The 18,254-nt window shown below is 62.1% G+C and carries 17 protein-coding genes; 3 read left to right on the top strand and 14 right to left on the bottom strand.

Going from position 1 to position 18,254, the window contains the following annotated elements:
- Positions 1–158: 158 nt before the first annotated feature.
- On the top strand, positions 159–797 hold the full coding sequence (locus tag P1U48_RS01155; protein WP_301066337.1) for a DUF1638 domain-containing protein: 639 nt from the start codon (positions 159–161) through the stop codon (positions 795–797).
- 96 nt (positions 798–893) lie between these two features.
- Here P1U48_RS01155 and P1U48_RS01150 read toward each other — a convergent pair whose 3' ends face one another.
- The 12 genes from P1U48_RS01150 to P1U48_RS01100 all read right to left on the bottom strand — a co-directional run bounded on the left by P1U48_RS01150 (position 894) and on the right by P1U48_RS01100 (position 13,582).
- A complete protein-coding gene (locus tag P1U48_RS01150) occupies positions 894–3,248 on the bottom strand; it encodes a TRAP transporter large permease subunit (protein ID WP_301066336.1) in 2,355 nt (784 codons plus the stop codon).
- Positions 3,249–3,262: 14 nt separating this feature from the next.
- Positions 3,263–4,153 carry a TRAP transporter small permease subunit gene (locus tag P1U48_RS01145; RefSeq protein ID WP_301066334.1) on the bottom strand — a complete coding sequence of 297 codons (891 nt, stop codon included), beginning with the start codon at positions 4,151–4,153 and terminating at the stop codon, positions 3,263–3,265.
- A gap of 114 nt (positions 4,154–4,267) precedes the next feature.
- Positions 4,268–5,350 carry a twin-arginine translocation signal domain-containing protein gene (locus P1U48_RS01140; protein ID WP_301066332.1) on the bottom strand — a complete coding sequence of 361 codons (1,083 nt, stop codon included), beginning with the start codon at positions 5,348–5,350 and terminating at the stop codon, positions 4,268–4,270.
- Between the two features lie 251 nt (positions 5,351–5,601).
- On the bottom strand, positions 5,602–6,186 hold the full coding sequence (locus P1U48_RS01135) for an FCD domain-containing protein (protein ID WP_366142853.1): 585 nt from the start codon (positions 6,184–6,186) through the stop codon (positions 5,602–5,604).
- A 3-nt stretch (positions 6,187–6,189) separates the two neighbouring features.
- Complete coding sequence (locus tag P1U48_RS18160) at positions 6,190–6,360, bottom strand: hypothetical protein (protein ID WP_366142852.1); 171 nt, start codon at positions 6,358–6,360, stop codon at positions 6,190–6,192.
- A 102-nt stretch (positions 6,361–6,462) separates the two neighbouring features.
- Positions 6,463–6,843: a hypothetical protein gene (locus tag P1U48_RS01130; RefSeq protein WP_301066330.1), complete on the bottom strand. Its 381-nt coding sequence runs from the start codon at positions 6,841–6,843 to the stop codon at positions 6,463–6,465.
- An 88-nt stretch (positions 6,844–6,931) separates the two neighbouring features.
- Positions 6,932–7,930 (bottom strand): ABC transporter substrate-binding protein, encoded by a 999-nt coding sequence (locus tag P1U48_RS01125; protein ID WP_301066328.1) that lies wholly within the window; start codon positions 7,928–7,930, stop codon positions 6,932–6,934.
- Between the two features lie 33 nt (positions 7,931–7,963).
- Positions 7,964–8,809: an ABC transporter permease gene (locus P1U48_RS01120; RefSeq protein WP_301066327.1), complete on the bottom strand. Its 846-nt coding sequence runs from the start codon at positions 8,807–8,809 to the stop codon at positions 7,964–7,966.
- Positions 8,806–9,726 (bottom strand): ABC transporter permease, encoded by a 921-nt coding sequence (locus P1U48_RS01115; protein WP_301066326.1) that lies wholly within the window; start codon positions 9,724–9,726, stop codon positions 8,806–8,808. Before P1U48_RS01115 ends, P1U48_RS01120 begins: the two co-directional genes overlap by 4 nt.
- 261 nt (positions 9,727–9,987) lie before the next feature.
- Positions 9,988–10,842: an ABC transporter ATP-binding protein gene (locus P1U48_RS01110; RefSeq protein ID WP_301066325.1), complete on the bottom strand. Its 855-nt coding sequence runs from the start codon at positions 10,840–10,842 to the stop codon at positions 9,988–9,990.
- A complete protein-coding gene (gene hydA, locus P1U48_RS01105; protein WP_301066324.1) occupies positions 10,776–12,236 on the bottom strand; it encodes a dihydropyrimidinase in 1,461 nt (486 codons plus the stop codon). Before hydA ends, P1U48_RS01110 begins: the two co-directional genes overlap by 67 nt.
- Positions 12,237–12,331: 95 nt before the next feature.
- Positions 12,332–13,582, bottom strand: a complete 1,251-nt coding sequence (locus P1U48_RS01100) for a Zn-dependent hydrolase (RefSeq protein WP_301066323.1) — start codon at positions 13,580–13,582, stop codon at positions 12,332–12,334.
- 215 nt (positions 13,583–13,797) lie between these two features.
- On the opposite strand from P1U48_RS01100, the gene P1U48_RS01095 reads away from it, so the two are divergent.
- Complete coding sequence (locus P1U48_RS01095; RefSeq protein WP_301066322.1) at positions 13,798–14,445, top strand: TetR family transcriptional regulator C-terminal domain-containing protein; 648 nt, start codon at positions 13,798–13,800, stop codon at positions 14,443–14,445.
- Between the two features lie 141 nt (positions 14,446–14,586).
- Here P1U48_RS01095 and preA read toward each other — a convergent pair whose 3' ends face one another.
- Both preA and P1U48_RS01085 read right to left on the bottom strand, forming a co-directional pair.
- Positions 14,587–15,891 (bottom strand): NAD-dependent dihydropyrimidine dehydrogenase subunit PreA, encoded by a 1,305-nt coding sequence (preA, locus tag P1U48_RS01090; RefSeq protein ID WP_301066321.1) that lies wholly within the window; start codon positions 15,889–15,891, stop codon positions 14,587–14,589.
- A complete protein-coding gene (locus P1U48_RS01085; protein ID WP_301066320.1) occupies positions 15,884–17,266 on the bottom strand; it encodes an NAD(P)-dependent oxidoreductase in 1,383 nt (460 codons plus the stop codon). The genes preA and P1U48_RS01085 overlap by 8 nt, the downstream gene beginning before the upstream one ends.
- Before the next feature lie 222 nt (positions 17,267–17,488).
- Between P1U48_RS01085 and P1U48_RS01080 the strand changes: the two genes are divergently transcribed.
- Complete coding sequence (locus tag P1U48_RS01080) at positions 17,489–17,944, top strand: SRPBCC family protein (RefSeq protein ID WP_301066319.1); 456 nt, start codon at positions 17,489–17,491, stop codon at positions 17,942–17,944.
- Positions 17,945–18,254 lie beyond the last annotated feature (310 nt).

Raw genomic sequence — 18,254 nt, 5'->3', positions numbered from 1 at the left:
GGTCAAAAATATCCTCGGGGGCCCGGGGCCATGGGCCCCGGGTGGGGGCAGACAGCCCCCTCCTCCAGCCCCACCGGTCGGCCCTCTGGGTGACTTGATCCGCTCTCTAACCCCGCTCTAATCCCAATCCCAATCCCAATCCCGAACCGCAAACCGCCATGCACTTGCCCGACGACACCAGCCTGACCGAAACCGGATTGCCTGCCAGCGGTCGGGGCCGCAACCTGCTGCTGGCCTGTGGCGCCCTGGCGCGCGAGGTTCTGGCGCTGATCGCTCTGAACAAATGGGATCATTACGACCTGCACTGCCTCCCGGCCAAGCTGCACAATCGCCCCGACCAGATCGCCGATGCGGTGGAACAGGCGGTGGCGCGCCATGGTGGCGCGTACGACGATATCTTTGTGCTCTATGCCGATTGCGGCACCGGTGGGCGGCTGGCTGCGACCTGTGACCGTCTGGGCCTGCAGATGCTGGCGGGGCCGCATTGCTACAGCTTCTTTGACGGCAATGAAGACTTTGCCGCGCGGGGTGAGGTCACCTCGTTCTATCTCACCGATTTTCTCGCCCGGCAGTTCGACAGCCTGGTCTGGCGCCCTCTGGGGCTGGACCGGCATCCCGAGCTGCGCGAGGCCTATTTCGGCAATTACGAAAAGCTGGTCTATCTGGCGCAGACCGAAGACCCCGGGCTGACCGCCCGCGCCGAAGCCGCCGCCCGCCGCCTTGGCCTGATCTTTGAGCGTCGCTTCACCGGCTATGGCGACCTTGCCGAAGCGCTACGAAACCACGCCAGCGCCTGAAATCCCGGCCTGGCTCTGCGCCTGATTCAAGAGGCCCCGCACCGATCCGGCGCGGGGCCTCTGTTCAAGTCCGGCTGACCCAGCCAGCCCGCCCGATCAATTCGGCATCAGATCCGGCACGATGGTAACGATTCCGGGCAGGAACCACAGCAACGCCAGCCCGGCGATCTGGATCAGCACGAACGGGATGATCCCGCGATAGATGTGCCCTGTCGTGACCGAAGGCGGCGCCACCCCGCGCAGATAGAACAGCGCGAACCCGAAAGGTGGCGTCAGGAACGAGGTTTGCAGGTTCACCGCGATCATGATCGTCACCCATTTCGGATCAAAGGTGCCGCCATAGATCACCGGCCCGACAATCGGGATCACAATGTAGATGATCTCAAGGAAATCGAGCACGAAGCCGAGTACGAACAGCACCAGCATCACGATCAGGAATACCTGGAATTCACTGTCGAAACTGCGCAGGAACTCCTGAATGTAATGCTCGCCGCCAAATGAGATCACCACCAGATTCAGCAATTGCGAGCCGATCAGGATGGTGAACACCATCGAGGTCACCTTGGCGGTTTCGCGCACCACCGGTGTCAGCACCCTGCCCCGGTAAAGCGTCCAGCCGGAATAGGCGAGGCCGAAGGCGGCGTAGAGAAACGCGCCATAGGCGACCAGGAACGCCACCCAGTTTTCCAAACCGGCGTCGGACTGGGTGGTGCGCAGGTCGAAATTCGCCCCCACCAGGATCATGATCACCACCGCCAGGGTCGAGCGGATGACGATCTTGCCGGAGCGGCCTTCGTCCTTCAGCCGTCGATAGGCGGCCAGCATGATGGCCCCTGCCGCCCCCAGCGCCGCCGCCGGTGTCGGGTTGGTGATCCCGCCGAGGATCGAACCCAGCACCGCAATGATCAGCACCAGCGGTGGGAACACCACCCGGATCAATTCGTTCTGCGCCAACAGGCCGGCCGCATAGCGCATCCCCCAGAGCGCCACCAAGGCCGGCAGCGCGATGATCAGCACCGTCACCAGCGGCGTGGTGTCCGGGGCGATGAACAACACATCGACCAGCAACAGCGCCAGCGCCCCGGCACCACCGATGATCAGCGGTTCGGTCGGCGCCGAGGGGCGCACCCCACGGGCGGAGGCCAGGGTCAGAAGGGCCAACAGGGCCAGGATCGAAATGCCGGTGCCAATCGGCGCCGCATCCGCCAGCTTGGCCGCTTTCACCGCCGCCAGTTCCTCACCGGTCAACCGGACGCTCTGCCGGGCGCCGCCAGCCTCTTCGATGTCCTTTTGCTGCTGGACTGCGTTGTCCCATTTCTCCTGACCGTGCAGTTCGATCATCGCGACCTTGCACTCAGCACTGACATTGGTGCGCAGATCCGCGCCTTTCGAGGCCTTGGAGAATTCCGAAACGGTCAGGTCCTGGGATCCGACCACGCCGGTCTCGATCAACAGGAACAGCCCGCCAATCAGCACCACCGGCGCAAACACCAGCCAGGTCAGCGCCTCGCTGCGGGTGATCACTTCACTGCTTTTCTGCTCGACATGCACGGCCGGCGCCTTGCTCGGGTTCAGCACCGCATAGACAAAGGCGTAGCCGGCATAGAGCATGGCCAGCATCACCCCCGGCAGCATCGCCGCCTGGAACAGGGTGCCCACCGACACCACCGCCGGACGCCCCAGATAGGTCAGCGCATCCGAACAGCCATAACTCTGCGCCCGCGCCTCTTGCGCGGCGGAATAGAGATCGCCCGCCAGGGTGCCGAGCAGCACAATCACGATTGACGGCGGGATGATCTGCCCCAGGGTGCCCGAGGCGGCAATCACCCCGGTGGACAGTTCCGGCGAATAGCCATTGCGCAGCATCGTCGGCAGCGACAGCAACCCCATGGTGACCACGGTGGCCCCGACGATCCCGGTCGAGGCCGCCAGAAACGCACCGACCACCACCACCGACACCGCCAGCCCGCCGGGCAGCGGGCCAAACACCCGCGCCATGGTGGTCAGCAGATCATTGGCGATCTTCGAGCGTTCCAGGGTGATCCCCATCAACACGAACATCAGCACCGCCAGCAGCGTCTCGATCGATTGACCGGCGAAGACCCGTTCGTTCATCCGGTTCACGATGAATGACAGGTTGCGGTCAATCGCGGTTTCCCAACCGCGGTCGAACAGCGGCTGCGCCAGCGTCGGCAAATCGGGATAGCGGAAAGTGGAGATTGAATCCGGGCGGGCCCCGCTCCCCAAGAGATCGCGATAGGCCTGGCTCCCGGTGTCGATCACCTGGTGAATCAACAGCCCGTGGCTGTCCAAATAGGCGATGATGGTAAAGGCAAAGATACCGGCGCCGGATATGGCAAAAGCCACCGGAAACCCCGACAGGATCCCAGCAAACAGGCTGAGAAACACGATGATCAGCCCTATCTCGACGCCATCAAGTCCGAAAATCATCGCCCATCGCCCCTTTAATGCGTGCCTTCAAAGGCTTCTTCGCCTTCGCCGAGCGTGTCACGGTCAAGGTATTTCCCCGCCGACGCCTCGCCCTCGATCAATTCCAGATAGGACCGGTAGAAAAACGCAATCGCCTGCACAAGAACCAGCGCCACAAAGCAGAGTATCAGCACCTTGAACAGGAAATAGGCGTTGAACCCGTCCGGGCTGAACCCGATGGTTTCCACCTTCCACTTGACGATCCTTGCCTTGCGCTCAAGCAGCTCCAGCTTGTCGCTGGCCGATACTTTCGGCGTGATCAGATGCCGCCAGAGAAAGAACCAGGCATACATCCAGGTCAGAATGGCCGTCGGCACCATCAGGAACAGCGCACCAAACATGTCGACCATCCGTTTGGCCCGGTGTTTCAGCGGCGCATAGATCAGGTCGACCCGCACATGCCCGCCTTGCACAAAGGTGTAGCTGACACAGAGCGCCACGATCACCGCGTTCCAGAATTTCAGCCCCTCGGACCACCAGGTGACCGAATAGGTCAAACCCAGCCCCAGCGGCGCGACAGTGATTTCACCCAGCCGGAAAATAGATTGGAGAAACACCACCATGGTCTGGATCGCCACCATGACCAGCCCGGCCCAGGCAGCGGTGCGCCCGACCGTATTGGCCACGCCCTCCAGGATCCTGACACAGGCCCACATGAAGGGGCGAAAGTACATTCCGATCAGGGTGACCATCAGAAAGCCATCGAACAGCGCAAAGAACAATTCGACCGATCCACCATAGTAGATGAATCGCATCAGGCTTTCCTTGTTGCTCCAGTCGAGCCACAGCCATGGATGGGTGATCGCATAGCCGAAATTATAGACCCCCATCCCCATCTGGGTCACCAGCCAGATCAGCGCGTCCATCTGCAAATCCCCCCCGGATGTCGCCGCCTGGCGCCTGCGCCAGTTATCGACGGCAAGTGTCAAAAGGCTGCGCACCCGAGGCGCGCAGCCTGTTTGTTGGTTCTGCGATGCAGATCAGCCCATCACACGGCTGCGTTGCGCCGCATAGGTGGCATCCGAAACCGACACCCAACCAGCGGTGCTGGACATCGACGCTTCGGCCGAGGCACGGATCTTGGCGAACAATTCGTCGTCCATGAAGCCGTCCAGAACCTCTTTCGAGGCGGCACCAAAGGCATCCCAGATCGAATCCGCGAAAGCATGGATCTGCGTGCCGCCGTTTTTCAACCGCTGCAGCGCCGGGCCGTTGTTGCTGATGAACAGCGCATAATTGGCCTGATGGTCTTCGGCCGCTGCGATCTCGATGATCTTTTGATGCGCCGGGCTCAGCCCGTTGAACACATCCAGGTTGCAGGCCACCGAAAGCGCCGCACCGGGTTCGTGGAACCCAGCCGGGTAGTAGTTGTCGCAGACCTCTTGCAGGCCCAGCTTTTCGTCGGACCAGGGGCCGATCCATTCGGTGGCGTCCAGGGCACCGGTGGACAGCGCCTGATAGATCTCGCCGCCCGGAAGCACCTGAACCGATGCGCCCAGTTTCGCCATCACCTGGCCGCCAAGGCCGGGCATGCGGAATTTCAGCCCCTTGAAATCGTCCGGCGAATTCACCGGCTTGCGGAACCAACCACCACCCTGCGCGGCAGTCTGCCCGGCAAGGAAGGATTTCAGGCCAAAGATTTCGCCCAGCTCATGGTGCAGCTTCATGCCATCCCCGGCATAATACCAAGTCATAATTTCAGGGGCGGTCATGCCAAAGGGCACAGCGGTGAAATAGGCAAAGGCCGGATGCTGGCCGACGAAATAATAGTCGGCGCCGTGATAGATATCGGCCTGGCCGGACGTGACCGCATCGAAGGATTCGAACGCGCCCACCAGTTCTCCGGCGGCCTTGGCCTCGATGGTCAGGCTGCCGTCGGACATTGCGGTCACGTTGTTGGCGAAACGTTCAACCGAATCCCAGACCCCAGCCAGGCCGCGTGGCCAGGTGGTGACCATGGTCAGCGTGACCTTGCCCTGAGCCAGAGCCGGTGCCGCCAGCGATGTCGCAGCGGCCGCGCCACCACCCAGTGCCGACGTCTTCAAAAAGGAACGACGATCCATTTAATATCCTCCCGATGATTTCGTGCCTTAACGCAAGCGCTGGCACAGATCGTTGCAAGTCCTGAAAGCCTAGCCGCCAATTCCGCATGGCGAAACATTTTTATTTGCGCCGTCGAAATTTCGACGTTGAAAAGACAGGCAAATTGTCAGTTTATCCTGCATGTTTTTTGGGCAGTCGCCCAATCAATAGAACAACGTCGCCCAAGACGCGGGAACCGCGCGCGAATCGTCTTGCACCGGGTCTGGTCTGGTCAATCGCCGGGGCGCATGAACTGCTTCAGGACCTCGGCCTCCTGGCCCGCCATCAGCGCCTCTGCGGTGGCCAGGTGATCGGCCATGATCAGCCCGGCGCGCTCGTCGTCGCCCTCGCGCAGCGCCTCGATCAGCAACAGCTGATCGGCGCGGCCCTTGGCCCGGAGTTCAACATTGGGCGGCGCGTAGAGCTTTCGGTTGACGGTCAGATCCGTCAGGATCTGCGCCATGAATCCGATCAGGAAACCCAGCAATTCGTTTTCGGCAAACTCCGCCAACAGGCTGTGAAACTTGAGCAAGGCGACATGCTGTTCGCACTCTTCCTCGACCGAGGTCGCGGGCGGGTCACAGCTGGCCAGCAGAGCGTCAAGCTGCGCCGGGTCCAGCTTGCCGGCCGGCGAAGCGACCAGCTCCGGCTCGAGCAGCCGCCGAATCTGGTAGAGTTCGCCCAGGGTCAGATTTCGAAAGTAAAAGAAATTGCCCAGCAACGCCCGGGCCCGTTCGCGTGAAACCTCATGCACGAAATTGCCGCCGCCAGGTCCGGTGCGGCTGACCACCAGGCCCTGCGTATCCAGACTCCGCATCGCTTAACGGATGGTGCCCTTGGCCATGCCAAAGCGGTCCATCAACGCGGCCTCGCCGGGCAGGCGATCGCCCTTGCGCAGGCCTCGTTCCACCACCAACGCCTTGATCGCCTCGGCCACGAGTTGCGGCCGAGACCGGCGTGGTTGCACCGCCTTTTCCAGGTCGTCTTTCAAGCCCGTGGAGCCACCCGTTGCCTGCTGTCAGACCAATCTAATTTACCAATTCCGCGGCAAAAGCGGACTTATCATGATCAATCTCCGATCCCGGCCCGCCGTTTAACCGGCCTCTTGAGCCAGCGGGATCAGATCGCCCATGAACACCGTGACATGCGCCAGCTTGCCGGTTTCCGGGTCAATTTCGGCGACGTCATAGCCATCCGGAAACGGATTGCCGTCCTCCAGCGAAAACTCCCATTGATAGCGGGCCACATCATGGTGGTGGTTGATCTTGCTTACCCGCTTCACCACCTGGAGCCGCATCGTCTTGTGCAGCGCGTCGATCATCTGATTCACGCCCTCATGTCCGACCACATCGCCGGTCGGGCTGATATAACGAATATCGGGCAGCACCGTTTTCCGCAGCAACTCCAACCTGGTTGCCTCGTCCGGCTCGGACCAGGCGCTCAGCCATGTGTCCACCACTTCATTCAATGTCACAGGTCACCTGCCATTTCTCTCTCCCTCACCTGCAGTTTCTCTCCCCCTCAACTGTCCGGGGCAGGACAGACGCCCTGCCCCGAAGCATTTATTTCAACGCGGCGTCGGTGATCTCATGCGTCCAGGCTCCGACAGGTTCCTTGCTGATGACCGGATCAGATCCGCCGGCCAGCAGAGTGTCGACCGTGCGCTTGTAATCCGCCAGATCCAGTGCGCCGTTCGATCCAGCCGTCAATTTGGCGATTTCGCCCATCATCCGTTTTTGGTGAGATTCGGTCTGGGCACCCGTTTCATCGTATTCCAGAACAATCTCGGCCGCTTCGTCAGGGTTGCTTTCAGCGTATTTCCAGCCCTTCATCGAAGCGCGCACAAATTTCACCATCTTTTCTTTGAATGCCGTGTCTTTCAAATTCTCTTCAAGGGCATAGATCCCGTCTTCCAGCGTGGCAACCCCCTGATCTTCGTATTTGAACGTGATCAATTCATCCGGGCTGACCCCGGCATCCAGAACCTGACCGTATTCGTTATAGGTCATTGTCGAAATGCAATCGGCCTGACGCTGGATCAACGGATCAACGTTAAAGCCCTGTTTCAACACCGTCACCCCATCCGGTCCGCCATCGGTGGAAATGCCTTCCTGGCTCATCCAGCTCAGGAACGGGTATTCATTGCCAAAGAACCAGACGCCGATGGTCTTGCCCTTGAAATCCTGCGGGCTGGTGATTCCGGTGTCTTTCCAGCAGGTCAGCATCAGACCCGAAGTTTTGAACGGCTGCGCGATGTTCACCACCGGCAAGCCCTTTTCGCGCGCCGAAAGCGCCGAAGGCATCCAGTTCAGCATCACATCGGCACCGCCGCCCGCCAGAACCTGCGGCGGCGCGATGTCCGGACCACCGGGCAGGATGGTGACCTCAATGCCTTCATCCTGATAAAAGCCCTTCTCAAGTGCGACATAATAGCCTGCGAATTGCGCCTGGGTGACCCATTGCAATTGCAGCTTCACACTGTTGTCGCTGTGCGATGCCGCCACTGCGGGGCCCGCGGCCAGGGCAAGGGCCATCGCGGCCCCGGTCAATACTCGTTTCATTTGATAACTCCCATGTTGATGTTTATTTTCGCGTTACCGTCTTTGCGACGGATGCCAGAATGTGACCCATTTTTCGATCAGCGCCACTAACCCGTAAAACGCCGATCCCGCCACCGCGGCGACGACGATTTCAGCCCAGACCATGTCGAGCGCGAGTTGCCCGACCGATGTTGAAATGCGAAATCCCATGCCGACAATAGGAGAACCAAAGAATTCCGCCACGATGGCCCCGATCAGGGCCAGGGTCGATGAAATTTTCAACCCGTTAAAGATAAACGGCATCGCCGCAGGCAGGCGCAGCTTCCACAGCCCCTGCCAATAGCTGGCCGCCCAGGTCTGCATCTGGTCGCGTTGCATCTGGGTGGTCTCACTCAGGCCCGCGACGATGTTCACCAGCATCGGAAAGAACACCATCACCACCACCACCGCCGCCTTGGAGTGCCAGTCAAAACCATACCACATCACCAGGATCGGCGCGGTGCCGACGATCGGCAGGGCCGCGACAAACGACCCGACCGGCAGCAAGCCACGGCGCAGAAAATCGCTGCGATCGACCGCGATGGCGGCAACACAGGCTGCGGCGCAGCCGATCACATAGCCGGTCAGCGCCCCCTTGACGAAGGTCTGCACGAAATCCGCCCAGAGGATCGGCCCCTCCTGCCCGATCCGCGCCAGGATCATCGACGGCGGCGGCAGGATCACCCCCGGCACCGCCAGCCCGCGCACGATCAGCTCCCACATGATCAGCAGCGTCAGGCCAAAGATCACCGGCACCGCCAGCCGTGTCAGCCCCCAGCCCGAAGCCGGTCCATTGGCCAGTCGAACGTTCAGCGCCCAGGCCAGGCCCCAGAGGGCGAGCGCGGCAAGAACCAGGTTCATCCGTTCATCCCCATGCGTTTCAGCGTCAGCCGTTCGACCCCGGCGATCAGCGCCACCAGAACCGCCGCCAGGATCGCGGTGGCGAACAGCGCCGACCAGATCTGGATGGTCTGGCCATAATAGCTCCCCGACAACAGCCGCGCACCCAAGCCGCGCACCGCCCCGGTCGGCAATTCCCCGACAATGGCGCCGATCAGCGAGGCGGCGATCCCGACCTTGAGCGAGGCAAAGAGATAGGGCACCGAGGCTGGCAGCCGCAGCAGCCAGAACACCTGCGCCCGGCTGGCGTGATAGGTGCTGAGCAGGTCAAGCTGCATTCCCGCAGGCGAGCGCAGCCCCTTGACCATGCCCACCACCACCGGAAAGAACGAGAGATAGGCCGAGATGATCGCCTTCGGGATCAGCCCCTGCACCCCCAATGAATTCAGCACCACGATGATCATCGGCGCAATCGCCAGGATCGGGATGGTCTGCGAGGCAATCGCCCAGGGCATCACCGACATATCCATTGCCCGCGAATGCACGATGCCGATCGCCAGAACGATTCCGGCGAGGGTGCCAATGGCAAAGCCGAGCAGCGTCGCCGACAAGGTGACCCAGCCATGAAACACCAGGCTGCGCTTGCTGGTGATCTTTTTGTTCACCGTGGTGTCCCACAATTCGACCAGGACCTGATGCGGCGCCGGCAAGCGCGGCTTGGCCTGGGTCAGGGTATCGGCCCATTGCGCCGGATTCCTCAGCGCCAGCCCGATCGCCGACAGGTCGCGTCGCGCCTTGGCGCCCGTCGGGCTCACCACCGCCCCGGCCCGCTCGGCCTCGGTCAGCGCCGTGTGCATGTTCATCGGCACGCAGGCCAGATACCACAGCGCCACGATCACCGCGACGACGCTCAACACTGGCAACAGCACCCGCCTCATGACGCCACCTGCCCCAATTCAGCTTTCTCCAAATACTCACCTTGCGACGCCCGAAGCCCGTGCCGTTTTTTGAGTATTTTAGGAAAGATGAAAGGATTTCCGGTTTGAGTGTCGGGGCGGTACAGGCTGGAGAGCCGATGACCGCGAAAGGTGAAAGGGGCTCTCGCGACCCTACAGCAACAGCGGGGCGAATCCGGAGGGTGGAGGGCGCCCGAAGCGCTCCGGATAGCCGCCGCGCGGCGCAGGGGATTGGTCTCCGCCTTAGTCATAGGCATGCCCCGCCCGCAGCCCTTCGCGCACCCGATGCGCGACGGCCAGAAATTCCGGCGTGTCGCGGATATCCAGGGGGCGTTCGCGCGGCAGCGGATTGTCGATCACATCGGTGATCCGCCCGGGACGCGGGCTCATCACCACGATCTTGCTCGACAGATACACCGCCTCCGGAATCGAATGGGTAACAAAGCCGATGGTCTTGCCGGTCCGCGCCCAGAGCTTCAGCAATTCTTCGTTCAGATGGTCGCGCACGATCTCGTCCAGCGCGCCAAAGGGTTCGTCCATCAACAGGATATCGGCGTCAAAGCTCAGCGCCCGGGCGATACTGGCCCGCTGCTGCATGCCGCCCGACAATTGCCAGGGATACTTGCCGCCAAACCCGGTCAGATCGACAAGATCCAGCACCTTGTCGACACGGCTCAACTGTTCGGCCTTGGAAAACCCCATGATCTCCAATGGCAGCCGGATATTCCCGGCAATGGTGCGCCAGGGGTAAAGCCCTGCCGCCTGAAACACATACCCATAGGCCCGCGCCTGGCGCGCCGCCTCTGGCGTCATGCCGTTGACGCTGAGGCTGCCGCCGGTTGGTGTTTCCAAAGCCGCAACACAGCGCAGGAACGTCGTCTTGCCACAGCCTGACGGGCCGATGAAGCTGACAAATTCTCCGGCTCGAATTTCAAGGCTGATGTCGGACAAGGCCTGCACCGGCCCGTCATTGGTCTGAAATGTCAGATCCAGGTTTTTCGCTTCGATGACTGGGGTTTGTGGCACGAAGTTCAGATCCCCGCCGGAATGTTCATCGGATCCCGCTGCACCGACCGGGGCGAGTTCAGCGCCTTCCATTTGCTCAAGGCCTTGGCAGCACTTGCAAACGCCGGTCGCGGCACGAAACGCCCACGCCCCGGTTGCGGCTGGCTGTTCTGGCCCCAGGCCCAGATCACCTCACCCCGGCTGATCGTGTAACGCGCCTGGGCGCTGACCTGCATACCCTCGAACACGTTGTAATCCAGGATCGAATGATGATTGCTGGCGCTGATGGTTTTGGAGATTTTCGGATCCCAAACCACGATATCGGCATCGGCACCCGGCACCAGCGCGCCCTTTTTCGGATAGATATTCAATATCTTGGCGATATTGGTCGAGGTGACGGCGACAAATTCCTCCGGCGTCAGCCGCCCGGTCTCCACCCCGTGGGTCCAGAGCACCGCAAGCCGCTCTTCCACGCCGTTGCTGCCATTGGGAATCTGGGTGAAATCCTGCAGCCCGAGCTTCTTCTGCTCCGAGGAAAACGCCGCATGATCGGTCGCCACCACCTGCAAGGATCCCGCTTGCAGCCCGGCCCAGAGCCCGTCCTGATGTTCCTTGCCCCGGAACGGCGGCGACATCACCCGCTGCGCCGAATGCAGCCAATCCTTGGACAGATATTCACTGTCATCGAGCGTCAGGAATTGCGCCAGCGGCTCGCCATACACCCGCATCCCCTTTTGCCGGGCCCGGCGGATCGCCTCATGCGACTGCTCGCAGGAGACGTGCACGATATAAAGCGGCGTGCCGGCGGCATCGGCGATGGTGATCGCCCGATTGGCCGCCTCGCCCTCGAATTCCGGCGGGCGCGAGCGCGCGTGCCATTCCGGCCCGGTCTTGCCCTCGGCCAGAAACTGCTTTTGCAGGGCATCAACCAGATCGCCGTTCTCGGCATGCACCATCGGCAGCGCGCCCAACTCGCGACAGCGCGAAAATGACGCGAACATCTCGTCATCCTCGACCATCAGCGCGCCCTTGTAGGCCATGAAATGCTTGAAGCTGTTCACGCCCGCGTCAACCGCGTCCTTCATCTCGTCAAAGACGTTCTCGTTCCAGCCGGTGATCGCCATGTGATAGCCGATGTCCGTACAAATCTGCGGCGCCGATTTGCGGTGCCATTCGGCAATCGCGTTCTTGATCGACCCATCCGCACCCGGCAGACAGAAATCCACCAGCATCGTGGTGCCACCCACCGCCGCCGCCCAGGTGCCGGTCTCAAAGGTCTCCGCCGCCGTCGTCCCCATGAACGGCATCTCAAGATGGGTATGCGGGTCAATGCCGCCGGGGATCACATAGGCGCCTTCCGCATCGACAACCTCGTCGCCGGTCAGGCCAGTCCCGATCTCGGCGATCACCTCGCCCTCGATCCGGATATCGCCCTCGAACTGCCGGTCAGCAGTGACAATCGTGCCGCCCTTGATAACCTTGCTCATCCCGAAACTCCTTCTGTCCGGAGGCGCGCCGCGCCCCGCTTCATCTTGCCAAAAATATTCCGGGGGTCCGGGGGCAGCGCCCCCGGCCTGACCGCTTACTCGACGATCCCCGCCGTCTCGACCACCGCATGCAGCAGCACATCGGCCCCGGCCATCGCCCAATCCTTGGAAATCTCTTCCGCCTCATTATGGCTCAACCCGTCGACGCAGGGGCACATCACCATGGCCGTCGGCGCCACCCGGTTGATCCAGCAGGCATCATGCCCGGCGCCGGAAATGATATCGCGATGCGCATAACCCAGTCGCTCCGCCGCATTGCGCAGCGCCCCGACACAGGCGGGATCGAAGGCCACCGGGTCAAACCCGCCGACCTTTTCAAAACTGATCCCCAGCCCCATCTCGTCGCAAATCCCGGCCGCGCCGGTTTTCAGCCGCGCCTCCATATCCTCTATCACGCTCAGATCGGGCGAACGGAAGTCGACGGTGAACACCACCTTGCCCGGGATCACATTGCGCGAATTCGGATAGACATCGATATGCCCCACCGCACCGACCGCATCGGGCGCGTGGCTGAGGGCGATCTGATCCACCAATTCCAGCACCCGCGCCATGCCGAGGCCGGCGTTCCTGCGCATCGGCATCGGGGTTGAGCCGGTGTGGGAATCCTTGCCGGTGATTGTCACCTCGGTCCAGCTCAGCCCCTGGCCATGGGTGACGATGCCGACATCCTTGCCCTCGGCCTCAAGGATCGGGCCCTGTTCGATATGCAGCTCAAAGAACGCCTGCATCTTGCGGGCCCCGACCGGTTCGTCACCCTCCCAGCCGATCCGCTTCAATTCGTCACCAAAGCTTTTGCCCTCGGCATCCAGCCGCGCCTTGGCCCAATCCTCGGCATGCACCCCGGCAAAGACGCCCGAAGCCAGCATTGCGGGGGCATAGCGGGTGCCCTCCTCATTGGTCCAGTTGGTGACCACGATCGGATGCCGGGTCTTGATGTCCAGATCATTCAGGCTGCGCAGGATTTCCAGACCCGCCAGCACCCCCAACACGCCATCGTATTTGCCGCCTGTCGGCTGGGTGTCCAGATGGCTGCCGACATAGACCGGCAGCGCCTCGGGATCGCTGCCCTCGCGCCGGGCAAACATATTGCCCATTGAATCCAGCCCCATCGAACAGCCCGCCGCCTCGCACCAGCGCTGAAACAGCGCCCGGCCCTCGCCATCGGCGTCGGTCAGGGTCTGGCGGTTGTTGCCGCCCGCGACCCCGGGGCCGATCTTGGCCATTTCCATCAGGCTGTCCCACAGCCGGTCGGCGTTGATCCTCAGGTTCTCTCCGGGCGCGGACATCGACGATCCTTTCCTTTGACGGGGCGGCATTTGACCAAAAGGTCAAAGCAACGCTATCACGGCACCCGCCGCAGTCAAGAAAATCGCCCGACCCATCGCACCATGGCCGGGTTGCGTCGCGGGCTGACCAAATTTTCATCGCGGCTGGACTTTCAGCCCGACCCGGGAGACATTGGCCCGACATGCCTTTCCAATCGGGAGATTGCGCCCAGCCGATGATTGAGCAGTCAAAAACCAGCACCGGCTCCAAGGTCACCCCGGTGGCCACCACCCGCATTCAAAAACGCAACATCGCGCTGATCGCCGATGCCGCGCTTGAGGTGTTTTCCTCGCATGGCTACCGCGGCTCAACCGTCGATCAGATCGCCAAGCAGGCCGGGCTGTCGAAACCCAACCTGCTGTATTACTTCCCATCCAAGGAAGCGGTGCATGATTACCTTCTCTCGACGCTGATGGTCACCTGGCTCGACCCGCTGCGCGAGATTGACGCAAAGGGCGAGCCGCTGGACGAGATCCTCGGCTATGTCCGCCGCAAGCTGGAGTTGAGCCGCGACCACCCCAGTGAAAGCCGGTTGTTCGCCAATGAGATCGTGCAGGGGGCACCGCGCATCCTGCCATTGCTCGAAACCGAGCTGAAATCGCTGGTCGATGACAAGGCAGCACTGTTTCAGAGCTGGATGGATGCCGGACGTCTGGCCAAAGCCGATCCGCATCACCTGATCTTTTCGATCTGGTCGCTGACCCAGCATTACGCCGATTTCGATGTCCAGGTGCGCGCGGTACTGGGCTGCGAGGTCACCGATCCGTTTCCAGCGGCCGAGGAGTATCTCATCACCCTGTTCACCCGGATGCTGAAAGTCTGACACCGGACATTCTGAATGGTGCTGGCTGAATGGCACTTTCAATTCGGGCACCGCATTGTGTGCTACGTCGCAATGCGGTGCCCTTGCCCCACGTCGGGAGGCCAGGGGATGCCGCCCCCGGTCCGTGGGTTTGGCTGAACCCTATTCCGCCGCCTTCAGCGCGCCAGGGTTGTTGGGATGGGTCGTCCAATTGGCATATTCGCCGACCTTGCGCCCGGTGCGCGGATCGGTGGCGCCCTGGTCCAGCTCGACCATGGTGATACAATCCTCGACCGGGCAGACATTGACGCAGAGGTTGCAGGCAACGCATTCTTCGTCGATCACCTCAAACACCCGGTCCGCGCTCATTGAAATCGCCTGATGGCTGGTGTCCTCGCAGGCGGCATAGCAGCGCCCGCATTTGATACAGGCCTCCTGATCGATCTGCGCCTTGGTGACATAATTCAGGTTCAGGAATTGCCATTCGGTGACATTGGGCACCGCCGAACCGACGAAATCGGCGGTGCTGGCATAGCCCTTTTCATCCATCCATTGTGACAGGCCCGAGATCATCTCCTGCACCACCTTGAATCCATAGGTCATCGCCGCGGTGCAGACCTGCACATTGCCCGCCCCCAACACCATGAATTCCGCCGCGTCGCGCCAGGTGGTCACCCCGCCGATGCCGCTGATCGGGGTCCCCCCGCAATCGGCATCGCGTGCAATTTGGGACACCATGTTCAGCGCGATCGGTTTCACCGCTGGGCCGCAATAGCCGCCATGGCTGCCCTTGCCGTCGATCGAGGGTTCCGGGCTGAGCGTGTCGAGATCGACAGAAATGATCGAGGACACGGTGTTGATCAGGCTGACCGCATCGGCCCCCCCGGCATGGGCGGCGCGGGCCGGATAGCGGATATCGGTGATGTTCGGCGTCAGCTTCACGATCACCGGTTTGGAATAATATTTCTTGCACCATTCGGTGACCATCTGGATGTATTCCGGCACCTGGCCGACGGCGGCGCCCATGCCCCGCTCGCTCATCCCGTGCGGACACCCAAAGTTCAGCTCGATTCCGTCGGCGCCGGTGGCCTCGACCAGCGGCAGGATGGTTTTCCAGCTTTCCTCTTCGCAGGGCACCATGATCGAGACGATGATCGCCCGGTCCGGGTAATCGGCCTTGACCCGGGTGATCTCTTCCAGGTTGGTTTGCAGGTCACGGTCGGTGATCAGCTCGATATTGTTCAGCCCCAGCAACCGCCGGTCCGCGCCCCAGATCGCACCGTAGCGCGGCCCGTTGACATTGACCACCGGCGGCCCCGGTTCGCCCAGCGTTTTCCAGACCACCCCGCCCCAACCGGCCTCAAAGGCGCGACGGACATTGTATTCCTTGTCGGTCGGCGGCGCCGAGGCCAGCCAGAACGGATTGGGCGAGGTGATGCCGATGAAATTCGTGGTCAGATCAGCCATCCGAACGGCCCCCTGTTGTCTGAAGAAGAAGGAGATTGCCTTCGCTGTCATGGATCAGCGCCCGGTGAATATCCTCGGCGGCATCGCGGCCTTCGGCCACCGCCGTCACCGTCAGGTCTTCACCGCCGCTGGCGCAATCGCCGCCCGCCCAGATGCCCGGCAGCGTGCTGCGCCCCGTCGCATCGACCCGGATCTTGCCGCCGTCGATTTCCAGCCCCTCGGGTGCGCCCTGCAGAGTCTGGCCGATGGCGCTGAACAGCTGATCGACGGGCAGGCGAAAGGTCTCGCCGGTGCCGCGCAACGTGCCGTCCGCAGTGCTGGTATGTTCCAGTTCAACCTCGCGCAGCCCAGCGTCGCCATGCAGGGCCACCGGGCGCACATTGGTCAGGATCCGCACGCCGTTCGAGGCCGCCAGATCGCGTTCGAATTGCGAGGCGGCCATCTGCTCCGGCCCGCGCCGATAGGCCAGGGTCACGTTTTCCGCGCCCAGCAGCCGCGATTGCACCGCCGCATCCACCGCCGTCATACCGCCGCCGATCACCACCACATGCCGCCCCACCGGCAGGTTGTCCAGATCGCTGGCCTGACGCAGATCAGAGATGAAGGACACCGCATCGGTTGCCAGATCATCGCCTGGCACTGACAGCGCATTCACCCCGGCCAGACCGATGGCCAGGAACAGCGCATCATATTCCTGTTGCAGCCCCGCCAGCGTCAGATCCGAGCCGAGCGCGCGCCCGGTTTCGACCGTGATGCCGCCGATCCCGAGCAGCCAGTTCACCTCGGCCTGGGCGAAATCCTCGGTGCTTTTATAGGCGGCGATGCCATATTCATTCAGCCCGCCGGGCTTCGGGTGGGAGTCATAGATCACCACCTGATGCCCCTTCATCGCCAGCCGATGGGCGCAGGCCAGCCCGGCGGGGCCGGCCCCGACCACCGCCACCCGCTTGCCGGTCTCGGCAGCGCGTTGGTAGGGGTGATCATTGCGCGCCATCAACCGGTCGGTGGCGTGACGCTGCAACCGGCCGATCTCGACCGGGGCGCCTTCGGCCTCCATCCGCACACAGGCCTCTTCGCAGAGCGTCTCGGTCGGACAGACCCGGGCGCAGATCCCGCCAAGTATGTTCTGATCGAAGATCGTGCGCGCCGCCGCCTCGGCGGTGCCGGTGGCGATCTGGCGGATGAACAGCGGGATATCGATGCTGGTCGGACAGGCGGTCATGCAGGGTGCATCATGGCAGAAATAGCAGCGGTCAGCCGCCACCTGCGCCTCGTGCCGGTCCAGAGCCGGATGCAGATCGGTGAAATTCTCGGCCAGCACCGCCGGGGCCAGGCGTCCGGCGGCCAGGCCGGGGGTCGTGGGGCTGTTGCTCATCGGGTCATCCTGTCATACCGGCGCAGGCCGCGCGGGGTCAGTTCGAATTCTCTGAACCCAGCCTGCCACGGATTATTTTTTTATCAAATGGTAAATTTCCAAATCCGCCCGCTTGCCCCCTTTCTGCCACTGAATAAGGCAGTTGCTGCCGGACCTGCCCGCGGTTGACCTTGGCTGCCGATCCCGCCCCTATGGCGCAGCAGCACTCATCCGGAGCAAACAATGACCAGCGACACCCCGATCACCTACCCCTTTCAGCGCAGCCATTCCATTGTCATCGCCACCGCGCCGACGGCTGTGTTCGACTATGTCACCAATCCAAAGACCTGGCCGAAATGGCTGTCCTCTTCGCACGAGATCGACTGTGACGACCGTCCGATGCGCTTTGGCGATACCTTTCACGAACACTGGTCGACCCGTACCGCCCCGGTCGACCTCGACTGGCTGGTGATCGCCTGCGAACCTCCGCATCTTTGGATGGGGATCGCGCAGACCGATTTCATGGGGCCGATCGTGCTGCATTATACCTTTGACGACGTGCCCGGCGGCACAAGGTTCACCCGTATGATGCGCAACCCGGCGCGCCCGAAACTGCCCACCGACGACCTGCTCGCGCGGATCGACGCGGAGTCCAACGAAGGGCTGGCGAACATCAAGAGGCTGCTCGAGGCGCCTTGACCCAGCGGCCGGGCGGCGGAGCGGTCATGACGCAGGATTGACCGCCCTCCGCCGCCGGATTCGCCTGATCGTTTAGCTAAATTTCGCCCGACGCACCATTTGCGCAATAAATGGAATGAAAAATGACCCATCTTGATACTTTACTCACCCGATTGGCGGTTGACCTTCTCCGAGCTGCGCAATATTGCTTCATTCTGAACGAAGGAGCCTTCAGGCAATGAACGCACTAGTGGTCATCGTAGGAGTTTGGCGCATGGGCCGGTAACACCGGTTGACCCATCAGGTTTCCCATGCGCCCCCGGATCAAACC

The organism is Pseudooceanicola sp. (assembly GCF_029213205.1).
In the GTDB taxonomy this organism is placed as follows: Bacteria; Pseudomonadota; Alphaproteobacteria; order Rhodobacterales; family Rhodobacteraceae; genus Pseudooceanicola.
This window is presented reverse-complemented; position numbering and strand designations above follow the sequence as displayed.

What these genes read in the sequence shown, in the direction of transcription:
- P1U48_RS01155 (WP_301066337.1), top strand. Translation starts at nt 159, where the DNA reads ATGCACTTGCCCGACGACACCAGCCTGACCGAAACCGGATTGCCTGCC.
- P1U48_RS01150 (WP_301066336.1), bottom strand. Translation starts at nt 3,248, where the DNA reads ATGATTTTCGGACTTGATGGCGTCGAGATAGGGCTGATCATCGTGTTT.
- P1U48_RS01145 (WP_301066334.1), bottom strand. Translation starts at nt 4,153, where the DNA reads ATGGACGCGCTGATCTGGCTGGTGACCCAGATGGGGATGGGGGTCTAT.
- P1U48_RS01140 (WP_301066332.1), bottom strand. Translation starts at nt 5,350, where the DNA reads ATGGATCGTCGTTCCTTTTTGAAGACGTCGGCACTGGGTGGTGGCGCG.
- P1U48_RS01135 (WP_366142853.1), bottom strand. Translation starts at nt 6,186, where the DNA reads ATGCGGAGTCTGGATACGCAGGGCCTGGTGGTCAGCCGCACCGGACCT.
- P1U48_RS01125 (WP_301066328.1), bottom strand. Translation starts at nt 7,930, where the DNA reads ATGAAACGAGTATTGACCGGGGCCGCGATGGCCCTTGCCCTGGCCGCG.
- P1U48_RS01120 (WP_301066327.1), bottom strand. Translation starts at nt 8,809, where the DNA reads ATGAACCTGGTTCTTGCCGCGCTCGCCCTCTGGGGCCTGGCCTGGGCG.
- P1U48_RS01115 (WP_301066326.1), bottom strand. Translation starts at nt 9,726, where the DNA reads ATGAGGCGGGTGCTGTTGCCAGTGTTGAGCGTCGTCGCGGTGATCGTG.
- P1U48_RS01110 (WP_301066325.1), bottom strand. Translation starts at nt 10,842, where the DNA reads ATGGAAGGCGCTGAACTCGCCCCGGTCGGTGCAGCGGGATCCGATGAA.
- hydA (WP_301066324.1), bottom strand. Translation starts at nt 12,236, where the DNA reads ATGAGCAAGGTTATCAAGGGCGGCACGATTGTCACTGCTGACCGGCAG.
- P1U48_RS01100 (WP_301066323.1), bottom strand. Translation starts at nt 13,582, where the DNA reads ATGTCCGCGCCCGGAGAGAACCTGAGGATCAACGCCGACCGGCTGTGG.
- P1U48_RS01095 (WP_301066322.1), top strand. Translation starts at nt 13,798, where the DNA reads ATGATTGAGCAGTCAAAAACCAGCACCGGCTCCAAGGTCACCCCGGTG.
- preA (WP_301066321.1), bottom strand. Translation starts at nt 15,891, where the DNA reads ATGGCTGATCTGACCACGAATTTCATCGGCATCACCTCGCCCAATCCG.
- P1U48_RS01085 (WP_301066320.1), bottom strand. Translation starts at nt 17,266, where the DNA reads ATGAGCAACAGCCCCACGACCCCCGGCCTGGCCGCCGGACGCCTGGCC.
- P1U48_RS01080 (WP_301066319.1), top strand. Translation starts at nt 17,489, where the DNA reads ATGACCAGCGACACCCCGATCACCTACCCCTTTCAGCGCAGCCATTCC.